This is a genomic window from Pseudoalteromonas luteoviolacea, from assembly GCF_021654285.1.
GTDB lineage: Bacteria > Pseudomonadota > Gammaproteobacteria > Enterobacterales > Alteromonadaceae > Pseudoalteromonas > Pseudoalteromonas luteoviolacea_J.
The window spans coordinates 34,617-55,636 of the sequence record NZ_JAKFZS010000032.1; the positions used below are offsets into that span (position 1 = coordinate 34,617).

Sequence of the window (21,020 nt, forward strand, 5' to 3'; positions counted from 1 at the left end):
TACACTTAGTATGTTAAGGTGATGACACAGTCACGATTTTATTGTGGTATTTTTGTGACAATCAGATATGTTATAAAGAGGGAAAGCAGGTAAAGGTAGTGGCGAGTACGCTGAGTGTCTTGATGTCAAAATGCGTGTTATTAGGTAGGTGATCGAATGAAGTTAATAAACGTGCTAATACAGAGTATGTTCGCTTTGACATTTAGTGCGTATAGCCTTGCGGTTGACCAAATTGTCCATGTTGCTGTTGATCATGCTCCGCCTTATAGTCGCTTAAACGAGAATAACCATCCGCAAGGTCTTATCTTAGACATCCTCAAATATGCTGAATTAACCAGCGGAAAAAAATATAAAATCAAAGCCGTACCCTGTCCTTTTTCACGTTGTGTGCGTTTGCTCAGCAAAGGCAAAGTGGATGTTATGGGCGGCTTAATTCGAACCCCTGAACGTGAAAAAATCATGTCTTTTGTCGAACCCCCTTATATGGTGTTGTCTTCATCGTTTGTCTTTTATGGTCAACAAAATAGCGATATTGAAGTCAACCGCTATGAAGACTTGCAAGGTAAGCGTATTGCTGTGATGCGCGGTGGCGCTTTTTTCCCACAGTTTGATAAAGACAATAGTTTAAATAAAGTCGCAGTGCCGTCTGAGCGTGTTGCGGTAGACCTTGTCTTGAAGGGGCGCGTTGATTTGGTGATTGCGGTTGAAGACACGGCTGATATTGCGATGGATGTGCTTGACCAGCCGATGCACAAATTAAAGAAAATGCAGTATCGCCATACACAGCCAATTTATGGCTATATGGCGATGAGTGAATCGTTTGCCAATTCGGGATTGGGTGGCCATATCTCTCAGCAAATGCACACCATGGCAAAAAATAAGACGCTGGACAAATTAGTCGCGCCTTATCATTTACCTAAAATTCCTACCCAGCTTATTGAACCTTTGGCCTCATTTACGCAGCACTAACTATGTTAGTGCTGCTGTTTTGGCAGTTGAAGAGTAAGTCTGAATAGCAAGGTTTCCAGTTGATTGTACACGGCTTTAACCTCGTCTGTTTTTGCGTAAGTATCTGTCAGTAAAACATAGCCAACTTGATTAAATCTATCAGTAAAGAGCAGCGAAGTTGGGCCTGTGCCATGGCTAAGATGGTAAAACTTGTGATTATCATGATGCCAAAAATAATGAGGGTGGGGTACATGCTCGCTGGATATCTCAGACGACTGTTTGCTCAATAAGTTGCTGATATCATTGGCGGTAGATATGAGTCTGTGATGCGTTTGACCTGATGCGTCAGACCAGTGTGTACTGTGCATATTGAGTGGTTCAAAAACATAGCGCTGGGTTAACTGAGACAAGGGGGCTTGATGTGTTTGTGAAAAAAGCGAGCCGGCAAGTGTGATACCTAAGCGAGAGAAAATCTCAGTATTGCCTGCATCAATCCCATAATGACTCGAAAAGTTGCCTTCGTGATAAAGTGCCCCTTCTTTATGTAAATATGCTTCTAGCAAAGCGTCTGGGCTAGTAAACATGTCAGGGCAGAGGGGGTGCGCGGGCTCGTTGATACAGGGCAAGAGGGATTGATCATCAACAATACCGCTTTTGCCCGTTAATAACTGTGCTGCTGTGATATGCTCAATGGGGCTGTCGAGCTCAAAAGGCAATATATGCGCCAAAGGCTGGCCGAGCTGTAACATGCCGTCAATGCTCGCATTGTGCATCGCATCCCCAATTAACACGCTGTCTAAACCCGTGACATCAAACGGACTGTTGGTATTGACGGTACGTTCGGGCTCTATTGAAAACCCTTGGCTATATATGGGTTTACCTTTTGCTAGAACCGCAATGGCGATACTTGGGATGTTACCTTGTGTTTGAAGCGCCGTGACTTGACGCTCAAAGTCGTCGATATCCATTGTGGGGAAAGGCGTTTTATCGAGCTTATTCAGCACAAAGTCGTAGGTTTCAAATCTGCGCATTTTGAGGTCATATTTACTGAATGCAGGGACAAGGTGATCTGGTGTTAAGCCTGTGTGTTCAAACATGTCGCCTTGGGCATTGCGATATACTTCATTGGATAAACTTATTTGCCAGCCGTTTGGTAGGGTAAAACGCAGGGCATCAGACAGTGACCCTGCGGTTTCCTCACCGACTAAGGCTACATGGGGGAGTTGATCCATGGCCATAGTGAATACCTCTGCGGCACTGACGGTTAACTGGCTAGTGAGTAGGTATACAGGTCGTGTGTAAGCCGTTTGCTTGGCTTTCAACTGTTGACGCACAGGAATACCGCGCCCTGCGGTGTTGATGGCTCGCTTGTTAAATGCCAACACATCTTGGTCAGAAAAGTAATTGGCAACGGCCAAAGCGATGGCATCATCCCCGCCGGTGTTATGGCGGATATCAATGATGATAGCGTCAGTATCTTGGAGGTCGGCCATAACATTGTCCATTACAGTACGCGCGGCCTTTAGGTTTTGAACTTCATCTGCATCATCGTGTGTGGCGTAGCTGTCTAGGTTGTTTAGAACCAGCACCCCAACATTACTTGCTGTCTTACCCCAAAGTGCAGTGGCATTGTCACTCTTTTGTGGGTGTATCTTGATGCTTTCTGTTAAGAGGTATTGTTTACTCACTTGCTGTGATTGAATTTGATAATCTTCGAAGAGTGCATTTACGTCACCGGGCTTGCCTTGCAAGCGCTGTAAGGCCGCATCTTGCTGTATGGCGCTTAGAATAGGCGTTGGCTTGTGAGAAAAATACTCCTGTTGTGCTGAGGAGATGGTGACATGCATATCTTGCAGGGGGGCAACCATGTCTGAAAGCAGTGTAAAAAGTGCTTCATCAGTCATTGTCTCAGTCACTTGGGCACGGTATTGCTGATACTGTGCCTGCCAATCAAGGTCTTTGACTGCGAAAAACGCATAGTAGTCGTTAAAAGTATGCCAGAAGTAGTCAAAGACAGCATGAGGCGAGGCGCTCTTAGATATTTTTATGGGTGTGGCACACTGACTTGGCAATGCATCATTGTGTGTATACTGACTTGGGTACACATCCCCTTGACGTTGTATTCGCAATCGATTTGAGTCGAGTATGTCAATGGATGACAACGCAGCGTTTGCTTCATGATGTGGTTGTGCTGACACTTGAATGCAGCCATAGCTATTGTATTGATAGCTGAGTATGCGATTCATGGTGATATGAAGGACCTGTCCGTAGCCTGTCTTTTGCCAATTCCCCGCTGAGCGCTGTAAATCAGTGCGATGATCTTGATTATCCTGACAACCAGTGAGCATTAAACAAGTGGCCATTAAACAGGAAGTGTATTTCAAAGCCAGTGTCATAATCAGCAATCCTTTGTATGTTGGTGTCTAAATAAAGTGACATCGAGTCTACAAGTCAGTAAGTGGATGTGCTGTAAGCTAGTTGACTAAAAACGTCAGTAAATGTGTAATCGATGCTACATTTTTAAACAGTTCGCCGCTATGTTTGCGGTTAGTCTGTTGAACATGGTGTGTTTAAGGATAAATAGATGCGGTTTGAAAATTTGGCAGCGAAGTACTTTTCTATGAGTGAGGACGTGTGGCAAAGACACACAAATCCTTGGAGTGTTTGGACGCGCTATAGCTGTTTACCGATGTTGATTGCGTGTATTTGGTGGCGTGAGCTATTTGGAGTATGGTTTTGGCCAATATTAGTTGCACTGAGTGTGTGGATTTGGATAAACCCTAGATGCTTTAAAAAGCCTGCCCATACAGACAGCTGGGCGTCACAAAGTGTGCTTGGAGAGCGCATTTTAATTTACCAGCGTGCGCAAGTACCCTTGCACCACTTCAAAACACTCGATGTGATTTCAGCGTTATTATGTGTATTTACCGCGATGTCTGTCGCGGGGCTGTTTTTTCATGAGCCGATCAGTACGTGCACCGGTACAGCTGGCCTCATCCTCGCAAAAACATGGTTTCTCGATCGCATGGTGTGGCTCTATCATGAGGTGCATGGTCGTGATGAGGTCATTAATTAGCAAACATCCTACACAACTCGTCTGCGCGACACGTTACGACAGTCACCCGCTGATAACCTATACGTTTAAGTTGCTCGGCGGCAAATAAAGCGCGACTACCCGCCGCACAATGCAGATAGATGGCGCGATTTTGATCCGGCTCTAATGTAGGCAGTTTAAACTCGAGTAAACCTCTTGGGATATTGACTGCACCCATGGGGGCGCCGGCTTGGTGCTCCGACACTTCCCGCACATCAATCAATAAACCGTGATCGGACTGTATTTCTTGTTTTGCTTGCATACCATCAATACACCTTTGTTGGTCTTTGAGGGTGGTGAGTAGTGCTTGCACAGATTTGAGCATAATTGTGAACTCATTACATTAGGATTTACTAATATTAGATCTTTCTAATATACTTGTCTATAATGCCGTCAAAGACAGGTGACATGGACATAATATTGAAAGCACAAGATATGGCGCAAAGTGCAGAGCACGCAGAGGCGCTACTTAAACTGATGGCAAATAAAAACCGTTTAATGATTTTATGTAGTTTGCTACAGCAAGAAATGAGTGTCAGTGAGTTAAATGCGCAGGTACCACTGGCACAGTCTGCACTATCGCAGCATCTGGCTGGGCTTCGTAAAGCCAATGTGGTGGCAACGCGTCGTGATGGACAGACAATTTACTATCGGATCATTGATGATAAGGTCACGGCGATTTTGGCCCAGTTGTATCAACTATTTTGTCAGCCAGCTATCGACGAGGACGACAGTTAATGTTTACACGCGTTATGAGACAGCTACTGCATAGTCGCATTCCTCTCTTTATCTTACTGATCAGTATCCTATTCGGGATACTGGCGCTGCATCAGACTGCACGTGAAGAAGAGCCGCAAATTGTGGTGCCAATTTTGGATATCCATGTTGAGGTGCCAAATATTGCGGCCTCTGAAGTGGCGCGTTTGGTGACCGAACCCCTTGAAAAAATACTCAGGCAAATCCCGGGTGTCGAGCATGTCTATTCGACCAGTGCATCTGGTAGTGTTGCTGTCACTCTGCGCTTTGAGGTTGGTCAGGACCGTGAGCGTGCTATCCTCAACACTTATACCAAGTTATATGCCAATGAAGATACGATGCCGAGCGTGGTAAAGCACTGGCAAATAAAACCGGTTGAAGTGGATGATGTGGCGATACTGATGTTGGGTTTATACAGTGAAGACCCTGAACGCTATAGCGACTTTGAGTTAACGCGCATTGCGCAAGAAGTCTCGGCACAATTGCAGACCATTAATGACACCAGCGAAGTGTCGGTGCTATCGGGCCGTACACGGCAAATACAGGTCGCACTCAACGCCAGTGCACTGGCTGCGTATCACACCACGCCACTTGATGTATTAAAGGCAATTGAATATGCCAACCAACTAGATACGGTGGGGGACTTTGTTGTTGGCGATAAGCACTGGCAGTTGCAAGCTGGAGATGTGCTGCGTACGACCGAACAATTAAACCAATTGGTTGTGAATGTCGTTAATGGCAAACAGATTTATCTCTCGGATATTGCCACCTTGCATGATGGACCCAGTGAGCCACATCACTATCAGTGGATCACACTGGATGATCAGCGACGCAATTTACCTATGGTGACCTTGAGCGTTGCTAAGCAGCGCGGCAGCAATGCCGTTCAGGTCGCTGAGCAAAGCCTGGCCATGATGGATAAGCTGGAGTCTGAATTATTGCCAGCCGGTGTACGATATCAGGTATTGCGAAATTATGGGCTAACAGCGGATGAGAAGGTAAACAATCTCACTGCGAGTCTGGCTTTTGCGATTGTGACTGTGGTGGTTTTTATTGGCCTCTTTTTAGGTTGGCGGCAGGCACTGATCATTGGCTTGGCTATTCCTGTGTGTTATGGGATCACACTCAGTTTGGGCTATCTATTTGGTTACACCATTAACCGGGTAACCTTGTTTGCATTGATCCTTGCCTTGGGGTTATTGGTTGACGACCCCATTACAGGGGTCGACAATATGACGCGTTTTTTACGTCGCCACACAGATAGGTTGAGCCCATCAAAACGTGCCAATACCATTGTGGATGCGATGCTTGAAGTAAAAGTACCGCTATTAACATCCACATTGACCATCATCGTGGCATTCATTCCATTGGCATTTATTACTGGCATGATGGGCCCTTATATGGCACCCATGGCGTTTAACATTCCAGTGGCGGTGATTGTATCAACCTTAGTTGCTTTGTTTGTCACGCCTTGGTTGGGCAGTAAACTACTGAGCAGCACGACAATCACGGAGACTGCGCAACATAATCAATGGTATAGAGGGTGGCTGAGTTCGTTGCTTGCTAACCCAATCAGAGCAAAATGGCTGCTTTGGTCTGTACTTGGCTTATTTATTGTCAGTGTAAGCTTGCCATTGCTGCGGGCGGTGCCACTCAAACTCCTACCATTTGATAACAAAAATGAAGTGCAAGTGCTCATTGATATGCCACGAGGTACGAGTTTAGAGGCCACGGCAGCAATGACGCAGCGAGTACAAGAGGTTGTTTGGCAGTTACAGGAAGTGACAGCAATGGCTGCCTATGTTGGTCGGCCATCCAGTGTTGATTTTAATGGCATGGTGCGCGGGTATTATCAACGCCTTAGCAGTCACTTTTCAGAATTAAGAGTCTTATTAGTTGATAAGCAGCACCGCGTTCATCAGTCTCATGCTGTGGTGCTGAGAATGCGTGACGCATTGGCGCCACTGATAAAAAATGGCATTCGCATCAAAGTGGTTGAGGTACCACCCGGGCCCCCTGTGATGTCGACATTAGTCGCTGAAGTGTATGCCAGTGACTTATTTACAGATAAAGCCACGCATGTGGCAGCCGCCCATGTGCTCAAAGCACGACTTGAGCAAGAAGCACATGTGACTGAGGTCGATATGTCTTTGGCCCCTCAAGCGATGCGCCAACGCTTCATTTTGGATAAACGCAAAGCCGCCTTATCAGGTATTGTCACTCAGGATGTGAACCAGACATTGCAGATTGCCAGTGGTGGTTTCGTTGCAGGTGTGTTGCAAATGCCCCATGAAGTCACCCCGCTTGATATTGAATTACAGTTGCCCTTTGCAGAGCGCAATCAATGGCCTGTGATCAATGCACTGCAGTTAAGAGGTACGCATACATTGGCAAAAATGACGGCGGGGAACGCACTTGAAAGTGCCACTTCACCTCTGGTGCCTTTGGGGGAGCTTGGACAGTGGCAGCAAAGTTTAGTGGAGCAGCCTATCTATCGCAAAGATCTCAAAGAGGTGATTTATGTGACGGCTGAGCTTAATGGAAGAACACCGGCAGCGGTCATTGCAGATATTGTCAGTGATGAGGGTAAAACAACACAGCACATTCAGTGGCCTTGGCAGTCACGAACATTTTTATCCAGTGGCGCTGGGCTTGGTTGGCAGTTGCCAGCAGGGACAGAATACCGTTTCTCTGGTGAAGGAGAGTGGCGTATTACTGTGGATGTATTTCGCGATATGGGGATTGGCTTTGCCTTTGCGCTGACGGCGATTTTCATCATTTTACGCTGGCAAACAGCATCGAGTGCACTGGCTGGCATCATTATGTCGGCTATTCCGTTGACCATGATAGGGATCATGCCGGGGTTTTGGTTATTAAATCAGTTTGGTGAGCGCACCATAGCTGGCGCACCTGAGCCTGTGCTATTCACCGCCACTGCCATGATTGGCATGATAGCGCTGGCAGGTATTGTGGTGCGAAATAGCCTTATTCTAGTCGAGTTTGTTAATCAGCAACGTGCCCGTGGGGTGACAATAAAAGAGGCACTGTATCAAGCTGGAGAAGTGCGCATGCGGCCAGTATTGCTCGCAGCTGGAACAACCATGTTAGGTAATTTAGTGATTATTTTAGACCCTGTATTTAGCGGTCTTGCACTGGCGATTATTTTTGGCACTTTGGCATCCACAGTATTGTCATTGTTTGTGGTGCCTGTGGTGTATTTTTTGGTGTTTAAAGACACACAATATGAGGAAATGGACAATGCGCTTAACAACTAGACATTGGGGAGCGATGGGCGCATTCATTGCTTTAGGGGTTTTATTAGGTGCTTTTTCCGGGCTATTTAATCCACAAGTTGAGCCGCAATTTCGCACTAAGCCTGCTGTATACAGTGGCGAGCAATACCTTGTTACCACGGCAAAGGTGATTCCTGAAGACTTTGTCAGCGCCAGTTTGGTTGCTAAAGAGAATACGCACGTATCTAGTCGTGTGTTGGCACAATTACACACGCTCGAGGTGCGAGCAGGTCAACTGGTGAAAAAGGGTCAATTACTGGCGACTTTAGAAGATACCCAACTACGTGCTTCTATGGAGGAAATTCGCGCGCAAAGTCGGGCCAATGAAGCGCAATTATCTCAGGCACAAAAACAGCTGTCTCGCAGCGAAGCTTTGTTGAGTAAAGGGCTCGTTGCCAACAATCAAATGGATGAATGGCAGAGTAAAGTTGAAGAGCTTAAGGCGCGTCGCGCTGCACTGACTGAGCAGTTAAGTGGCGCACAAGCGGCACTAAGTTATACGCGCTTGCATGCGCCATTATCTGGTGTGGTGGTGGAACGACTGCAAGAACCGGGTAGCATGCTTAGCCCAGGTGTGCCGATTGTTGAGATTTTTAATCCTGCGAGTTTGCAAGTCAGGGGGGCTGTGCGCTCTAGCTTAGCGGGGCAGCTCAAAGTGGGTGATGCATTGCAGGTGGAATTGAAGGCGTTGAGTACATCCGTTATGGGCACAATCAGTGAAATTGTACCTGTAGCTGATAGCTTAGCCCGACAATTTGAAATAAAGCTAGATATTGTGCCACCAAAAGGCAGTAAGCCGGGTATGTATGCACAGATTAGTTTACCGTCCACGCCGATCAAAAGGGTGGTGATCCCACAGCAATATGTAAAGCGCACAGGGCAGTTAACCATGGTGTATGTTGTTGAGCAGGGAATAAAACAGCGCAGACTGGTCCGCTTAGGCCAATCATTGGGAGAGGATGTGGTGGTGGTCTCTGGGCTGGCAGCAGGGGAAGTACTGGCGATAGCCAGTACACCCTCTTAATCAGTTAAATAAATGACGCAATCTCATCCAATGGCTTTTTAACTAATGCATGCTCTGGTACCGTGGCATCCTCAGCTGGATAGCCTGCTATCAGCAGCATGTATGGCCGCTCATTGTCTTTATCTCGTTGGCAGATCTCTGTTAAAAAGCTCATTGGCTTCGGAGTATGAGTCAATGTTGCCAATCCTGCGTTGTGTAGTGATTGGATCAAAAATCCAGTCGCGATACCGACGGACTCATGTACGTAATAGTTGGTATTTTTATCCTCTGCATGGATCCCGCCTTTCTTTTGGGTAAAAATAGCAATGAGCCAAGGCGCATGCTCCAAATACGGCTTTTGCGCATCTGTACCCAAAGGCTTTAATGCATCCAGCCATTCGTCACCTGCACGGCCTTCATAAAAGGAGCGCTCAAGTTGCTCGGCAGCGTCTCTAATTTGCTTTTTCACATCACTGCTGTGGATCGCCACAAAGTGCCATGGCTGGTGGTTTGCACCACTTGGCGCCAGTCCTGCGGTTTTGATACAGGTTTCGATAACTTCCTTGGGTACTGGGCGGTCACTGAAGCTACGAATGGTATGTCTACGTTGCATGAGCGAGAAGTTATCATCGGCGCGTTGTTGCATCTCTTGCGGCGAATATTCTATAAAGTCGGTGAGTGGGATATTGTCATGGGCTTTCATGGATGTGATTCCTAGTTACTTGCTGTGTGGTTTTTATAACTTGTGATTATAAAGGTTTCAACTTATCGTGCGTTTTTATTAACATAAAGTTTCCATAACAGTGGCAAAATAAGTTTACTGTCGCGTGCAGTGAGATGCGCAAAATAATATCTATGTATATTGAGTATAAGGATAATCTGCTCAATGTTTGTCTTGAAGTTAGATACAATTCTAGGAGAATCACAGGATAGTAATGGAGAAAGTAATGTATCAGCATAAATGGGTATCAGGAGAGGCGATATCGTTTCCAGCCGGTAAAGCAGTCTGTATTGGCCGCAACTATGTGGCTCATGCGCAAGAGTTAAATAATCCCATACCCGAGTCTCCTTTATTGTTTATCAAACCTGCCAGTGCGTTCTGTGATTTTTCCCCAGCATTCACGATTAATGAACAGCTTGGTGAGCACCATTATGAGGCGGAGTTAGTGTTGTTAGTTGGCGAGACGATAACCGCTGACACACTAGAGCCGTTATCACATATTTGTGGTATTGGTCTTGGTCTCGACCTGACTTTACGTCATCTACAGTCTCAGCTTAAAGCACAAGGACATCCTTGGGAGCGCGCAAAAGCATTTGATGGCAGCGCTTGTCTATCTGCATTTATACCTGCGAAAGAGTTAGAACTGACACAGCCTTTAGAGTTTAGGTTCTGGCAAAACGGTCAGCTTAGGCAATATGGTGAAACCGATAAGATGATTTTTAAACTAGACCACCTACTCCAAGAGGTAACCCGATACTTTACCTTGCAGCCGGGCGATATTGTGATGACAGGCACACCACAGGGGGTGGGTAAACTGAATGTGGGAGACTCACTCGCACTACAACTTGGCGACTTTGAGCAACTAAAATCTCAGGTTCAAGCAATACTGCAATAGTTTTTAATTAGTTGGACTGAACCTACTTAGATAATTTGACTGGACTCACTGTGCTCACTGGGCTTAGGCTACAGGGGTGAATTTACGTATATCAGGAAAAATTATGAAAACTAAGCTATTAGGCACCCCTTTTAGCCCAACAGCATGCAAAGTATTGTTTTGTGGTGGCGGAGAGCTGGGCAAGGAAACTGTGATTGAATTTAAGCGATTAGGGGCAGAAGTCATTGTGTTAGACCGCTATGACAACGCGCCAGCCATGCAGGTTGCAGACAGAAGCTATACGCTCTCTATGTTGGATGGTGAACGACTGGCAGAAATTATTCGTGCAGAGCAGCCTGATTACATCGTGCCAGAAATTGAGGCGATCGCCACAGATACATTGGTTGCGTTAGAGGCTGAAGGCTTTACGGTTGTACCAACGGCAAAAGCAACACAGCTCACCATGAATAGAGAGGGGATCCGCCGATTAGCAGCTGAAGAATTAAAGTTAGCCACTTCACCTTATCAATTTGTTGATAGTATCGACGACTTTCGTGCGGCCATAGAACACATTGGCATGCCCTGTGTAGTGAAGCCGATCATGAGCTCGTCGGGTAAAGGGCAAAGTGTGGTAAAAACGCATGAGGATATTGAGTCTGCGTGGGAATATGCACAGCAAGGCGGAAGAGCGGGGCAAGGGCGTGTTATTGTAGAGGGCTTTGTCGATTTTGATTATGAAATCACTTTACTGACCATACGCCACAGTCAGGGTACTAGCTTTTGTGCCCCAATTGGGCATGTACAAGCCGGTGGAGATTATCAGCAAAGCTGGCAGCCACAGGCAATGAGCGAACTTGCATTGGCACGCAGCAAAGATATTGCTAGCAAAATTACTGAGGCACTCGGTGGTCGCGGTTTGTTTGGCGTTGAGCTATTTATCAAAGGGGACGAGGTTTATTTTAGTGAGGTATCTCCACGTCCGCATGACACTGGCATGGTGACCTTGATTTCCCAAGATTTGAGTGAGTTTGCGTTGCATGCGCGTGCTGTGCTTGGTTTGCCAATTCCTGCGATTCACTTTCATGGCCCTTCTGCATCCAGTGTTATTCTTGTTGAAGGTGAGTCTGATCAAGTGCAATTTGGCAATTTAGGGCAAGCATTGGCAGAAGCCAATACCGATATCCGCTTGTTTGGTAAACCACAGGTTCAAGGTATCAGGCGCATGGGCGTTGCATTGGCACGAGATAATAGTGTGTATAAAGCGATAGAAAAAGCAAAGCGTGTCAGCGGTGCAGTTGAATATACCGTTTAATTGCCTGAAATAGGGCCTTACGGCCCCAAGGTTTGCAGCAAATTAAACCTATAAATCAAAATCGATGGCGTAGCTCACATAGACTTTGAGGTCGTCATCGGCATCAAGGTCGGTCTTTACTAAGCCAAAAGTATAGGCATCTTTACTCAGGCTGACGCCATAATCCATATAGCTGTCATCTTCTCCTGTCCATTCCATGACAGTATCACCACTGGAATTACCAATATGCAAGCCCAGCTCGGCGTCTGTGAAGACAGGGAAAGCAGCACTCAGTTCAACATAGAGCATATCTTCTTCTGTGCTGCTATCAGATTGCGCATGTGTCATATAACTCACTTTTAAACTGACGTTACGCCAACCGAGTGCACCATAGACTTCACCAAAATCGATATCGCCAGCTGCATCAGGATAAGCGTAGTGAATATAGCCAACGTCATAGCTCAGCGCCTTTACCTCGCCACTAAACCCTAAGTAGAAGTCTAATTCATAGCTGGTACTGGATGTGTCACCAAAGTCGACATTGGAGGCCCAAGTACCGATATAAAAGCCAGAGTCATGGCTATAGTCAATCCCCCCTGATACGGCTGCGCCATCATCAGATTGAGTAATGCCACGCCAAAAGTAATTTGAACTGGCAGCTGCATTGGCGGAGACCGAGTGTTCGCTGGCTGAAATAGCCTGAGTAGAAAAGAGCGCTGCACACGTACACAATAAGAGAGTTGCTTTATTTGTCATAGTGGTTCCTATATGGCACAGAGTAAATCGAATTTTAAACGAGTGGCTCTGGGGTGGTCAGCGATAGACCAAGCCGCAGAGGTATATCAGCAATCGCAAACTGCACGCCACTTTAGGCGCATTGGCTAGAATTTAGTTTAGGTGATTGAAATAAAATGTAATAAGTTTTTGTCAGACTAAATGTGTGAAGAGGTGTATTTTATCAGGGTGCACATCTATGGTGCGGATTGTTTCAGCCTGCACTGATAGTATGCAGGCTGTGAGCTAGGTGATTAGCCAAATATGGTACGCATTAATTGAATGGTTTCATCAACGCTTCGGCCTTTTTCGACTTCCGCGATGATTGAATCGCGTTTGGCACGAATATGTTCAGGCATAGATTCATCACTGAGTGCTCTATCAACCAGCGTTTCAGCTGATTCTTTGCTTCGGCGCACAGATTTAGTACCAGAGCCGCTAGCTGTGCGTTTTGGCTTATGCAGTAGCTTGTAATAGTTCGACGAGGTCGCCATGTCTTCGTCGGCATAATAAAACAGTACAGGTAGAAGCGCCTTGATATCAGCCAATTTGGTTTCAAGTTCATTGCTGCCACTGGCCATTGCAAACCAAGGCATTTTAGCGATTGTTTGCACTATATCTTGCCAGTACCGCTCAAAGTCACGGTTGTTTAAGCGTGTGATCCCCAACGCTTGGCAAAGGGCATCAAGGCGATTGTTACTGATAGGCGTAAATACATCAGGACGGCGCATAGCAAGTAAGCGCGTAGCTGGTGCAAGCGTTGGCTTTTCATCGCTGCCGTTGAAAGCGCTGAGAAATGCGATGGTAAAGCCTTGGTAGTGCTCTAACGTGACTGGGCCTTCAAGTGGAATATGCGCTAAGGCATCATCGAAAGCACCCGGTAGGTCAGCCAGCTGTTGGTGGAACCCTTTGGCACTTTTTGTCGACGCAAACCACTCGACATCAAACTGATAAACACTGGTATCATGCTTTGCTGTATGTTTGCCGGCAAAAGCTAGACGGTCCTCTACAATCATATCTTGTAGTCTGCTATCGCGTAGTGTGGCAATGTAATCCAATAGTTTTAACTGCTCATCTAGTACTAATACGTCACTGCGCTGAGCGATGAACTCACCGACCACAGGCCAAGGTGCAATTCTCAGGGTTTTGACCTGTAAAAAGCTGATAGCTGAGATCAGCATGTCTTGGAGTTTTTTAACAGTGGGTAGCTGGTGGTCATCCAGCAGGTCAAAATTGATTCGGTTTTTAGCCACATCGAGTAACTCATAACACCAACCCAGGAAGTCCTCCGGGTGATTTTCTACTTTAACTGCCATCAGGTTCAGGCTGATCTCAGTAGATTGCTTTAAGATGTTTTGGTAAATCTGACTTTCTTGTTCGCCCAAAGCCATATTTGACGGTGAAATGAGCAACTTTTTCATGCTGCGTGAGTACTCCAAGGTTAGGTTGAAATCTAGACTATTCAGTTTAGCGAACGTATCGTTAAACTGGCAAGGGCGAGGATCATACCGAGTTCTAGCACAGTTGCAATGTGGTTTTTGCGTCTTTTTTATTCTTTGATTTAAGCTGATTTTTTTATTGCGCATATTTTGCGAAAAATAGGGAATTCTGCGATTTGGTATTTTCTGCCTCTTGCCGCCCTTAGGTGAGCATGTAATTATCGGTGATTGATCGTTAAATGTACTTTTTAAGCTATAAAAACATAGGTTTAGGATTTTATGGTAATCTGTAAAATGATTCTATAAAACGTTAAATTGATTTATATTTATGCAAGATAGCATTTAGCCTCAGTGCTGCTTTGTGGTTTTTTATCAGCCTCGCTATCATAATGCATAGATAATTATTTCTCTGGAAGGATGGATGATGAAGGCGATATTAAAAGGTGTAGTAGGGTTACTGATATTTATTGTGGTGTTGATAGTTGTGGCACCCATGTTGATCCCAACGGAAACGATTGTGTCACAGATCACGACTCAAGTGGAGAAGACCACAGGCCGAAAGTTGACGATTGCAGGTGATAGTGAATTATCCATTTTGCCAGAGTTGAACATTAAGCTTAACCAAGTGGCCTTTGATAACATGCCAACGGGCAGTGCACCACATATGCTGGAAATGGAGCAGTTAGCTGTACATATTCCATGGGGATCTTTGCTATCTGGTGATTTTAAGCTGGAGCGTTTTGTCATTCAAAACCCCAAAATTTTGTTGGAAGTGGACTCAACAGGCAAGCCAAATTGGCAGTTATTTGGCGCAACATCGACATCAGCAAGTACATCAACGAATGAAACAAGCTCAGGTCCTGTCACCTTACCTGATGGATTTGATATTGCTTTAGGGGAAGTGGCAATTTATGGCGGCTCACTCACTTATGTTGATAACCAAGGTGGAACTAAAGAAGAACTGAATGATTTATCATTGAGTGTAGCCCTTCCTTCATTATATCAATCACTTTCAGTGCAAGGCCAAGTTACTTTTCAAGGTCAGCGCTTTGACCTTGAATTAAGTGCAGATACGCCAGCTAAGGCAATTCAAAGTGAAGACTTCAAATTTACTAAAAAGCTTCGCAATGAGTTGGTAAATATCGATTTTAATGGCAGCGTACTCAAGCAAGGTCAGCTGTTTGAAGGCGCGCTTTCGCTGTCGGGCAGTTCAGTGAAATCGTTAGCTGCATGGCAAAAGGTCGACTTGAATGCCAAAGACAATGCCTTTAACCAGTTTGAAGTCACAGGAGACATGTCATTTGCGGACAATGTGTTTAGTCTCAAGCAGTTCACTGCTGCGCTAGATGAGTTGGCCATAAAGGGTCGTGCACAAGTGAACTTAGCCCAGAGGTTATCGGTCACTGCAGATGTCGATTTGGGGATGCTTGACTTAAACCCGTATTTACCAGAGCCTGCTGCAGCGCCTGAGCAAACGTCAGAGTCAAAAGAAGACACGCCTGCGCAGCCAATCGTATGGGATGATACTGAAATTGACTTGTCCGCTTTAAATACATTAGATGCGGATATCGTGGTGCGCTCAACGGGATTAAAAGCGCGCAAAGTTACTTTAGGCAAAAACCAGTTATCAGTGAAGTTAAATGGCGGCAAAGCCATAGTGTCATTGGATAGTTTTAATGCTTATGAGGGAGCCGGTAAAGGGAAAATAGAAATCAATGGAGCTAAAAAACCATACCAGATCAAGACAAATTTTGCGCTCAATGGCATTAATGCCGAGCCATTACTCACTGATGCCATCGACTTTGATAAGGTACTGGGCAAAGGCAGTATTAATTGGCAGTTAACTACTCAAGGGGTGAGCCAAAAGCAATTTGTTTCGCAGCTAGGTGGACAATTGGCATTTGAGTTTAAGGATGGAGGCGTAAAAGGAGCCAATTTGGCTGAGATGGTAAGAAAAGGCCAAGAAATGCTCAAAGGCAATTTCTCTGGGCTGTCTGAAGGCATTAATGCAGATTTTGATCCTCAGCAGAAAACCGACTTTTCAGCACTCACGGGGAGCTTTAAGTTTAATAAAGGTGTTGGAACGAATACCGATTTATTGCTGGCAAGCCCACTTATTCGCGTGACTGGCTCTGGAGATGTTGATTTGCCTAAGACGTTTGTCGATTATCGTTTGGTAACAGGCATAGTCGATACCATTGAAGGGCAAAGTAGCCGTGATAAAAGTACAGGCTTTAAAGTCCCTGTACGGATCAAAGGCCCATTCCACAAAGTGGAAACGAATTTAGACTTAAGCAGTGCGGCTAAAGACAAAGCCAAAGATACAATTAAAGATAAACTTAAAGACAAATTCAAAGGCTTATTTGGCGGTTAAGCCTAGGCGATGCATATTATTCAACGCCAATAATATGCATCGCTGCTATTTCACTTCGGCGTTATTTTCCCCAATGCACCTCTAGCACATAATGTAAACCCGCCATTGGTATACATTAATTATTGCTTTTTTTACATATATTTTAGGCGTTATTATCCCTAAGTCTCAGTTATCTAAAACGATAAGTCATCGGGAATTTGATAATTGCGAATAGTACTGTGTACATGTAATATTTTTGATTGAAAAGTATACAGCTATTGTTTAATGCTATTAGGCATATTCCCAAAATAGATAAACATGTAGACCATGCTTATTACTCATGATTTGTTAGGTGTTATCAATTTAATCTGTGTTCTTTATTACATGCGCTACACGGCCACTCGATACTGTTTAGGGGCGAGATGATGCGACTAAAGAGTGATAGGGCGGTGATCCAAGTGAAGAGCGTGAGTAAAACTTACCAAGGCTATCGCAAGCCTCTTGGGCTATCAGCCTCCTTAAAAAATCTTTTTCACCGAGAAATTGAATACACAGAAGCCGTTAAAGGGGTTTCTTTTGATATTGCTCGCGGTCAGACCGTGGCAGTGGTTGGCCAAAATGGGGCAGGAAAAACCACAACGATGAAGATGCTATCTGGGATGATCAACCCGACTCAAGGGCATATCACTGTTTTTGGCCAGTCTCCCTGTATACACAAAGCAGCGTTTAAAAAACGATGTTCATATTTTATGGGGCAGAGCTTTCAGGTTTGGCCGGATTTACCTGCGATGGATAGTTTCAATTTATGCCAAAGCATTTATGAGATCCCCATTCCTGTTTATAAACGGCGGCTGTCTTATTTGTCTGAATTTTTGCAAGTGACGCATTTATTGGGCATTCAAGTACGACGCCTTTCTATGTGTGAGCGCATAAAAATGGAGCTGATCGCTGCACTGCTACATAGTCCAGAAGTGTTGTTTTTAGATGAACCGATTGCAGGGTTGGATTATTTATCACAGCGAGCAATTATGCGTGCAATACAGCATTTAGCAGCAGAGGATAAATTGACCGTTTTGTTATCAAGTCATTCAATTACAGATCTTTCGCTCTATTGTGAAAGGGCATTGGTGATGGAAGGAGGAAGATTGGTACTTGATAATGACATGCACTTGGCTGAACAATCATTACAGTGTTACGCAGAGACGATTTAAACGATTAGGTGACAGGTAAAAATGAATAAATGTCATGTTGGAATGAGATACGCATGGTAATCACAGCTTACTCTTGGCAGTGTAGGCCATTCATGAAAAAGCGAATGTAATTCTGTATGCCACAGTATGACTGGCTTGTAGTAAAAATATTATACTGACCTATAAACTGGATAATAAAAGTCCAGTCTTTCCAATTGCTCACTAATTTTTAGAATAAGAAAGCGCAGGTTTACATTTATGTCATTTTTCTTTCTGTAAGGTGTCATGCTTGGTCTGTTTTAATCGACTCACTTTTTATTTTCTATTCATGTGTTAGGCGATAGGAGAGGCTTATGATAGTTAATCACTCAATCTTCTTTGTTGTACTACGCCTCTTAAACATTGAATATTCAGCTATTGTGTTTAGGTAAATTATTTCTGTCTATATGAATGTTTCGAAATTGAAACAGGTTTATAAAAGTTCTAAATTGAGATGTTTTAGCTAATTTTTAACCAACTTAATGTTTTAATTATAATGAACAGCAGGATAGGACTTATGCATGAGAACAAAAAAGCATTAACGGCGCGCACTTTGGTTGCGTTATTACCGGCCATGGTAATAGCTGGCCAAACTTGGGCCAGCACCAGCCTAGTACAAATAAATCAGCAGCAACTGAATCAGCTTGCTGATACCCTCGATGTGAAGTATCGCTTACTCAGTAATATGCCTGAGCAATGTCCAGGTTCTACGGCTGAATTTTGTTATCACGCACAAATTGAAATCACGAGTCCGTTTACTGCAAAGGTAGATGGTTGGAAAATCCTGTATAGCCAAGTGTATCCAGCGACGCAAAGTAAAAGCGAGCAGCTGACATTACGTCACTTCAATGGTGACCTAAACCACATCGCACCAAGTAACGCATTTACTGGATTCGAAGCAGGGAAGAGCCAAGTTATTGAATTTTGGGTCGCCAGTTCACTGCTTAATGAAGGTGAGTTGATGCCCAACTATATACTCACCGCACAGGGTCTTGAGCCAAAAGTGATAAAAAGCACCCAATCATACATTGAGCAGGATACAAGATTAGAAATAAAGCCTTATGCAGCGGTCAGTGCCAAAACCAGTGTGATGCAATCTCATCCTGATGATCAATATGCAAACTTTACCTCAGCTGCCTTATTTGAAAATTATAAAATCGACGATTATTTAGTTGATGCTGTTGCGCATGCAATTGTGCCAACGCCTGATGCAATGAAGGTGTTTAGCGGTGAGGCGCCACTTAATTTGAGTCGCGGTATTAAATTACAGCTATCTGGGTTGGAGTATGGTGATGTGGCAGCTGCCCTAAAGCGCCTAGATGCGTTAGGGGTTAAGCAAACGTACAATGGCGTTGCAGTAAATATCATTGTGCGTGGCAAGCAACAAGGTCATAGCGGGGCGTATCAGCTCAGCACTCAAGGAGGGAAAATACAGATTGAAGCGCAAGATAGTACCGGCGCATTTTATGGATTACAGTCGGTGGCGAGTTTGCTGTCACTGGACTCTATGCAGGTGCCTGCGGTAAGCGTGGTTGATAAACCACGCTATGATTATCGGGGCTTGCACTTGGATGTGGCGCGTAACTTCCGTTCTAAAGGGTTTGTATTGCGGTTACTCAGTAAAATGTCTGCTTATAAGCTTAATAAGCTGCATTTTCATCTCGCAGATGATGAAGGGTGGCGCATTGAGATCCCGGGTTTACCTGAATTGACAGCGTTATCATCACATCGATGTATCGATTTGGATGATAAGCATTGTTTACAGCCTCAATTGGGGTCGGCAATTAATACCGATAGAGACGGTTATTATTCTATTGCTGATTATCAAGAGATCTTGAATTTTGCAAAGCAACATCATATTGAAATTATTCCTTCGTTAGACATGCCAGGCCATTCGCGTGCAGCAGTCAAAGCCATGGAGAAACGCTTTTACACGCTCACCAAAAAAGGTAAACATGACGCTGCGCGCCAGTACTTAGTCAGTGATCCGCAAGATGTGACCGAATACCGCTCAATTCAGCACTACAACGACAACACATTAAATGTTTGTATGGAGTCAACTTATGCATTTGTTGATAAGGTGATTTCAGAAGTGGCTGCGCAACATAAAAAAGCGGGCTCACCGTTAAATATCTATCATATTGGTGCAGATGAAACTGCTGGGGCATGGGTCGAGTCGCCAGCCTGTAAAAAGTTCATTGCTGATAAGTCCAATGATGTACATGAAGTGGAAGAGTTGACGGGCTACTTTATTGAGCGAGTGTCGGCAATGATTGCTAAAAAAGGTATTGAGGTTGCTGGTTGGAATGATGGCCTTTCTGAAACGAGACAGGACAAGATGCCACGTAAAGTGGCGTCGTATGTCTGGGCAACATTACCGCAAAATGCCCACAAGGTTGTGAGTGCTCATGCCAGACGGGGTTGGGACATTATTTTATCAACACCGGATGTCACTTACTTAGATTTTCCCTATGAGTTAGACCCAAAAGAGAGTGGCTATAAATGGGGGGCGAGAAGAACAAATAGCAAAACAATTTTTGAGTTTATGCCTGATAACTTACCAGCTAATGCAGAAGTTAAAAAAGACACCATAGGCAGAAACTATGTGGCTGATGATCGCACGCAAGTAGATGAAAATGGTCAGTTTACTCATCAACCACTTCCTGAAGGTTTCCGTGTTACGGGGATCCAAGGTCACCTGTGGTCTGAGGTTGTGCGAAAAGACCACCTAGCTGAGTACATGCTATTTCCTCGGTTGTTAGCGCTGGCAGAGAAAGCATGGCACCGAGCACAGTGGGAAGTACCTTATAACTATGCGGGTGAAAAATATGACCACACAACAGGGTTCCTAACTGCCCATATGCGTGCACAGCGAGATCAACAGTGGCAAGACTTCATTCATGCCGTTGGACATAAAGAACTTGAAAAGTTTGATCGATTGGGTGTTTTTTATCGGATCCCGAATGTGGTGAGCAAGGTGATAGACAATAGGTTGCATGCCTCTACGATTATTCCTGGGTTACCAATTCAGTACAGAGTCAATCAAGGAGAGTGGCGAGAGTATGATCAGCCATTGACGTTGAAAGCCGGAGCAGAGGTTGAGCTACGAGCACTTTCTCCCGATAGGCGACGCCCTGGTAGAATCGAGTTTGCCGACATAACTGGCACTGCCCGATTTTAAGTTGCTGGGAGGCTCCGAGTTCCTATGGTGCTTCCCAATTCTTTCTAGCGCAATAAGTGGCTGT

15 protein-coding genes are annotated in these 21,020 nt (G+C 44.9%); 10 read left to right on the forward strand and 5 right to left on the reverse strand.

Going from position 1 to position 21,020, the window contains the following annotated elements; translation table 11 throughout:
• Positions 1 to 156: 156 nt before the first annotated feature.
• Positions 157 to 969, forward strand: coding sequence for a substrate-binding periplasmic protein (locus L1077_RS22690; RefSeq protein WP_237139129.1), 813 nt, complete (start codon positions 157 to 159; stop codon positions 967 to 969).
• Between the two features lie 5 nt (positions 970 to 974).
• Here L1077_RS22690 and L1077_RS22695 read toward each other — a convergent pair whose 3' ends face one another.
• Positions 975 to 3,344 carry a S41 family peptidase gene (locus L1077_RS22695; RefSeq protein WP_237139130.1) on the reverse strand — a complete coding sequence of 790 codons (2,370 nt, stop codon included), beginning with the start codon at positions 3,342 to 3,344 and terminating at the stop codon, positions 975 to 977.
• 188 nt (positions 3,345 to 3,532) lie between these two features.
• On the opposite strand from L1077_RS22695, the gene L1077_RS22700 reads away from it, so the two are divergent.
• Complete coding sequence (locus tag L1077_RS22700) at positions 3,533 to 4,024, forward strand: DUF6653 family protein (RefSeq protein WP_237139131.1); 492 nt, start codon at positions 3,533 to 3,535, stop codon at positions 4,022 to 4,024.
• On the opposite strand, the gene L1077_RS22705 is transcribed toward L1077_RS22700, so the two are convergent.
• Complete coding sequence (locus tag L1077_RS22705) at positions 4,017 to 4,367, reverse strand: rhodanese-like domain-containing protein (RefSeq protein ID WP_237139132.1); 351 nt, start codon at positions 4,365 to 4,367, stop codon at positions 4,017 to 4,019. The two genes, L1077_RS22700 and L1077_RS22705, sit on opposite strands and share 8 nt — an antisense overlap.
• A gap of 83 nt (positions 4,368 to 4,450) precedes the next feature.
• Here L1077_RS22705 and L1077_RS22710 point away from each other — a divergent pair, with 83 nt between their 5' ends.
• Genes L1077_RS22710 through L1077_RS22720 form a run of 3 tightly spaced genes read left to right on the forward strand, consistent with a single transcriptional unit; the run spans position 4,451 to position 9,115 of the window.
• The gene (locus tag L1077_RS22710) at positions 4,451 to 4,780 is read left to right on the forward strand and encodes an ArsR/SmtB family transcription factor (RefSeq protein ID WP_237139133.1); all 330 of its coding nucleotides are present in this window, start codon (positions 4,451 to 4,453) and stop codon (positions 4,778 to 4,780) included.
• Entirely contained in the window at positions 4,780 to 8,073 is a 3,294-nt protein-coding gene (locus L1077_RS22715) for an efflux RND transporter permease subunit (RefSeq protein WP_237139134.1), read from the forward strand. The genes L1077_RS22710 and L1077_RS22715 overlap by 1 nt, the downstream gene beginning before the upstream one ends.
• Positions 8,057 to 9,115, forward strand: a complete 1,059-nt coding sequence (locus tag L1077_RS22720; protein ID WP_237139135.1) for an efflux RND transporter periplasmic adaptor subunit — start codon at positions 8,057 to 8,059, stop codon at positions 9,113 to 9,115. Before L1077_RS22715 ends, L1077_RS22720 begins: the two co-directional genes overlap by 17 nt.
• Positions 9,116 to 9,119: 4 nt before the next feature.
• Here the strand turns inward: L1077_RS22720 and L1077_RS22725 are convergent, their stop codons facing one another.
• Positions 9,120 to 9,797 (reverse strand): nitroreductase family protein, encoded by a 678-nt coding sequence (locus tag L1077_RS22725; RefSeq protein ID WP_237139136.1) that lies wholly within the window; start codon positions 9,795 to 9,797, stop codon positions 9,120 to 9,122.
• 244 nt (positions 9,798 to 10,041) lie between these two features.
• On the opposite strand from L1077_RS22725, the gene L1077_RS22730 reads away from it, so the two are divergent.
• Positions 10,042 to 10,710, forward strand: coding sequence for a fumarylacetoacetate hydrolase family protein (locus tag L1077_RS22730; protein ID WP_237139137.1), 669 nt, complete (start codon positions 10,042 to 10,044; stop codon positions 10,708 to 10,710).
• Positions 10,711 to 10,813: 103 nt separating this feature from the next.
• Complete coding sequence (gene purT / locus L1077_RS22735) at positions 10,814 to 12,001, forward strand: formate-dependent phosphoribosylglycinamide formyltransferase (protein WP_237139138.1); 1,188 nt, start codon at positions 10,814 to 10,816, stop codon at positions 11,999 to 12,001.
• 48 nt (positions 12,002 to 12,049) lie between these two features.
• Here the strand turns inward: purT and L1077_RS22740 are convergent, their stop codons facing one another.
• A complete protein-coding gene (locus L1077_RS22740) occupies positions 12,050 to 12,736 on the reverse strand; it encodes a TorF family putative porin (protein ID WP_237139139.1) in 687 nt (228 codons plus the stop codon).
• Positions 12,737 to 13,008: 272 nt separating this feature from the next.
• Positions 13,009 to 14,175 (reverse strand): hypothetical protein, encoded by a 1,167-nt coding sequence (locus L1077_RS22745; RefSeq protein WP_237139140.1) that lies wholly within the window; start codon positions 14,173 to 14,175, stop codon positions 13,009 to 13,011.
• 442 nt (positions 14,176 to 14,617) lie between these two features.
• Between L1077_RS22745 and L1077_RS22750 the strand changes: the two genes are divergently transcribed.
• The 3 genes from L1077_RS22750 (at position 14,618) to L1077_RS22760 (ending at position 20,956) form a co-directional block, all read left to right on the forward strand.
• Positions 14,618 to 16,567, forward strand: coding sequence for an AsmA family protein (locus L1077_RS22750; RefSeq protein WP_237139149.1), 1,950 nt, complete (start codon positions 14,618 to 14,620; stop codon positions 16,565 to 16,567).
• Between the two features lie 401 nt (positions 16,568 to 16,968).
• Positions 16,969 to 17,757, forward strand: coding sequence for an ATP-binding cassette domain-containing protein (locus tag L1077_RS22755; protein ID WP_237139141.1), 789 nt, complete (start codon positions 16,969 to 16,971; stop codon positions 17,755 to 17,757).
• A 535-nt stretch (positions 17,758 to 18,292) separates the two neighbouring features.
• The gene (locus L1077_RS22760; protein ID WP_237139142.1) at positions 18,293 to 20,956 is read left to right on the forward strand and encodes a family 20 glycosylhydrolase; all 2,664 of its coding nucleotides are present in this window, start codon (positions 18,293 to 18,295) and stop codon (positions 20,954 to 20,956) included.
• Positions 20,957 to 21,020 lie beyond the last annotated feature (64 nt).

Coding starts and splice junctions, on each gene's coding strand:
- L1077_RS22690 (WP_237139129.1), top strand. CDS start 157: ATGAAGTTAATAAACGTGCTAATACAGAGTATGTTCGCTTTGACATTT.
- L1077_RS22760 (WP_237139142.1), top strand. CDS start 18,293: ATGCATGAGAACAAAAAAGCATTAACGGCGCGCACTTTGGTTGCGTTA.
- L1077_RS22710 (WP_237139133.1), top strand. CDS start 4,451: ATGGACATAATATTGAAAGCACAAGATATGGCGCAAAGTGCAGAGCAC.
- L1077_RS22725 (WP_237139136.1), bottom strand. CDS start 9,797: ATGAAAGCCCATGACAATATCCCACTCACCGACTTTATAGAATATTCG.
- L1077_RS22730 (WP_237139137.1), top strand. CDS start 10,042: ATGTATCAGCATAAATGGGTATCAGGAGAGGCGATATCGTTTCCAGCC.
- L1077_RS22695 (WP_237139130.1), bottom strand. CDS start 3,344: ATGACACTGGCTTTGAAATACACTTCCTGTTTAATGGCCACTTGTTTA.
- L1077_RS22755 (WP_237139141.1), top strand. CDS start 16,969: ATGATGCGACTAAAGAGTGATAGGGCGGTGATCCAAGTGAAGAGCGTG.
- L1077_RS22705 (WP_237139132.1), bottom strand. CDS start 4,367: ATGCTCAAATCTGTGCAAGCACTACTCACCACCCTCAAAGACCAACAA.
- L1077_RS22745 (WP_237139140.1), bottom strand. CDS start 14,175: ATGAAAAAGTTGCTCATTTCACCGTCAAATATGGCTTTGGGCGAACAA.
- L1077_RS22700 (WP_237139131.1), top strand. CDS start 3,533: ATGCGGTTTGAAAATTTGGCAGCGAAGTACTTTTCTATGAGTGAGGAC.
- purT (WP_237139138.1), top strand. CDS start 10,814: ATGAAAACTAAGCTATTAGGCACCCCTTTTAGCCCAACAGCATGCAAA.
- L1077_RS22715 (WP_237139134.1), top strand. CDS start 4,780: ATGTTTACACGCGTTATGAGACAGCTACTGCATAGTCGCATTCCTCTC.
- L1077_RS22720 (WP_237139135.1), top strand. CDS start 8,057: ATGCGCTTAACAACTAGACATTGGGGAGCGATGGGCGCATTCATTGCT.
- L1077_RS22740 (WP_237139139.1), bottom strand. CDS start 12,736: ATGACAAATAAAGCAACTCTCTTATTGTGTACGTGTGCAGCGCTCTTT.
- L1077_RS22750 (WP_237139149.1), top strand. CDS start 14,618: ATGAAGGCGATATTAAAAGGTGTAGTAGGGTTACTGATATTTATTGTG.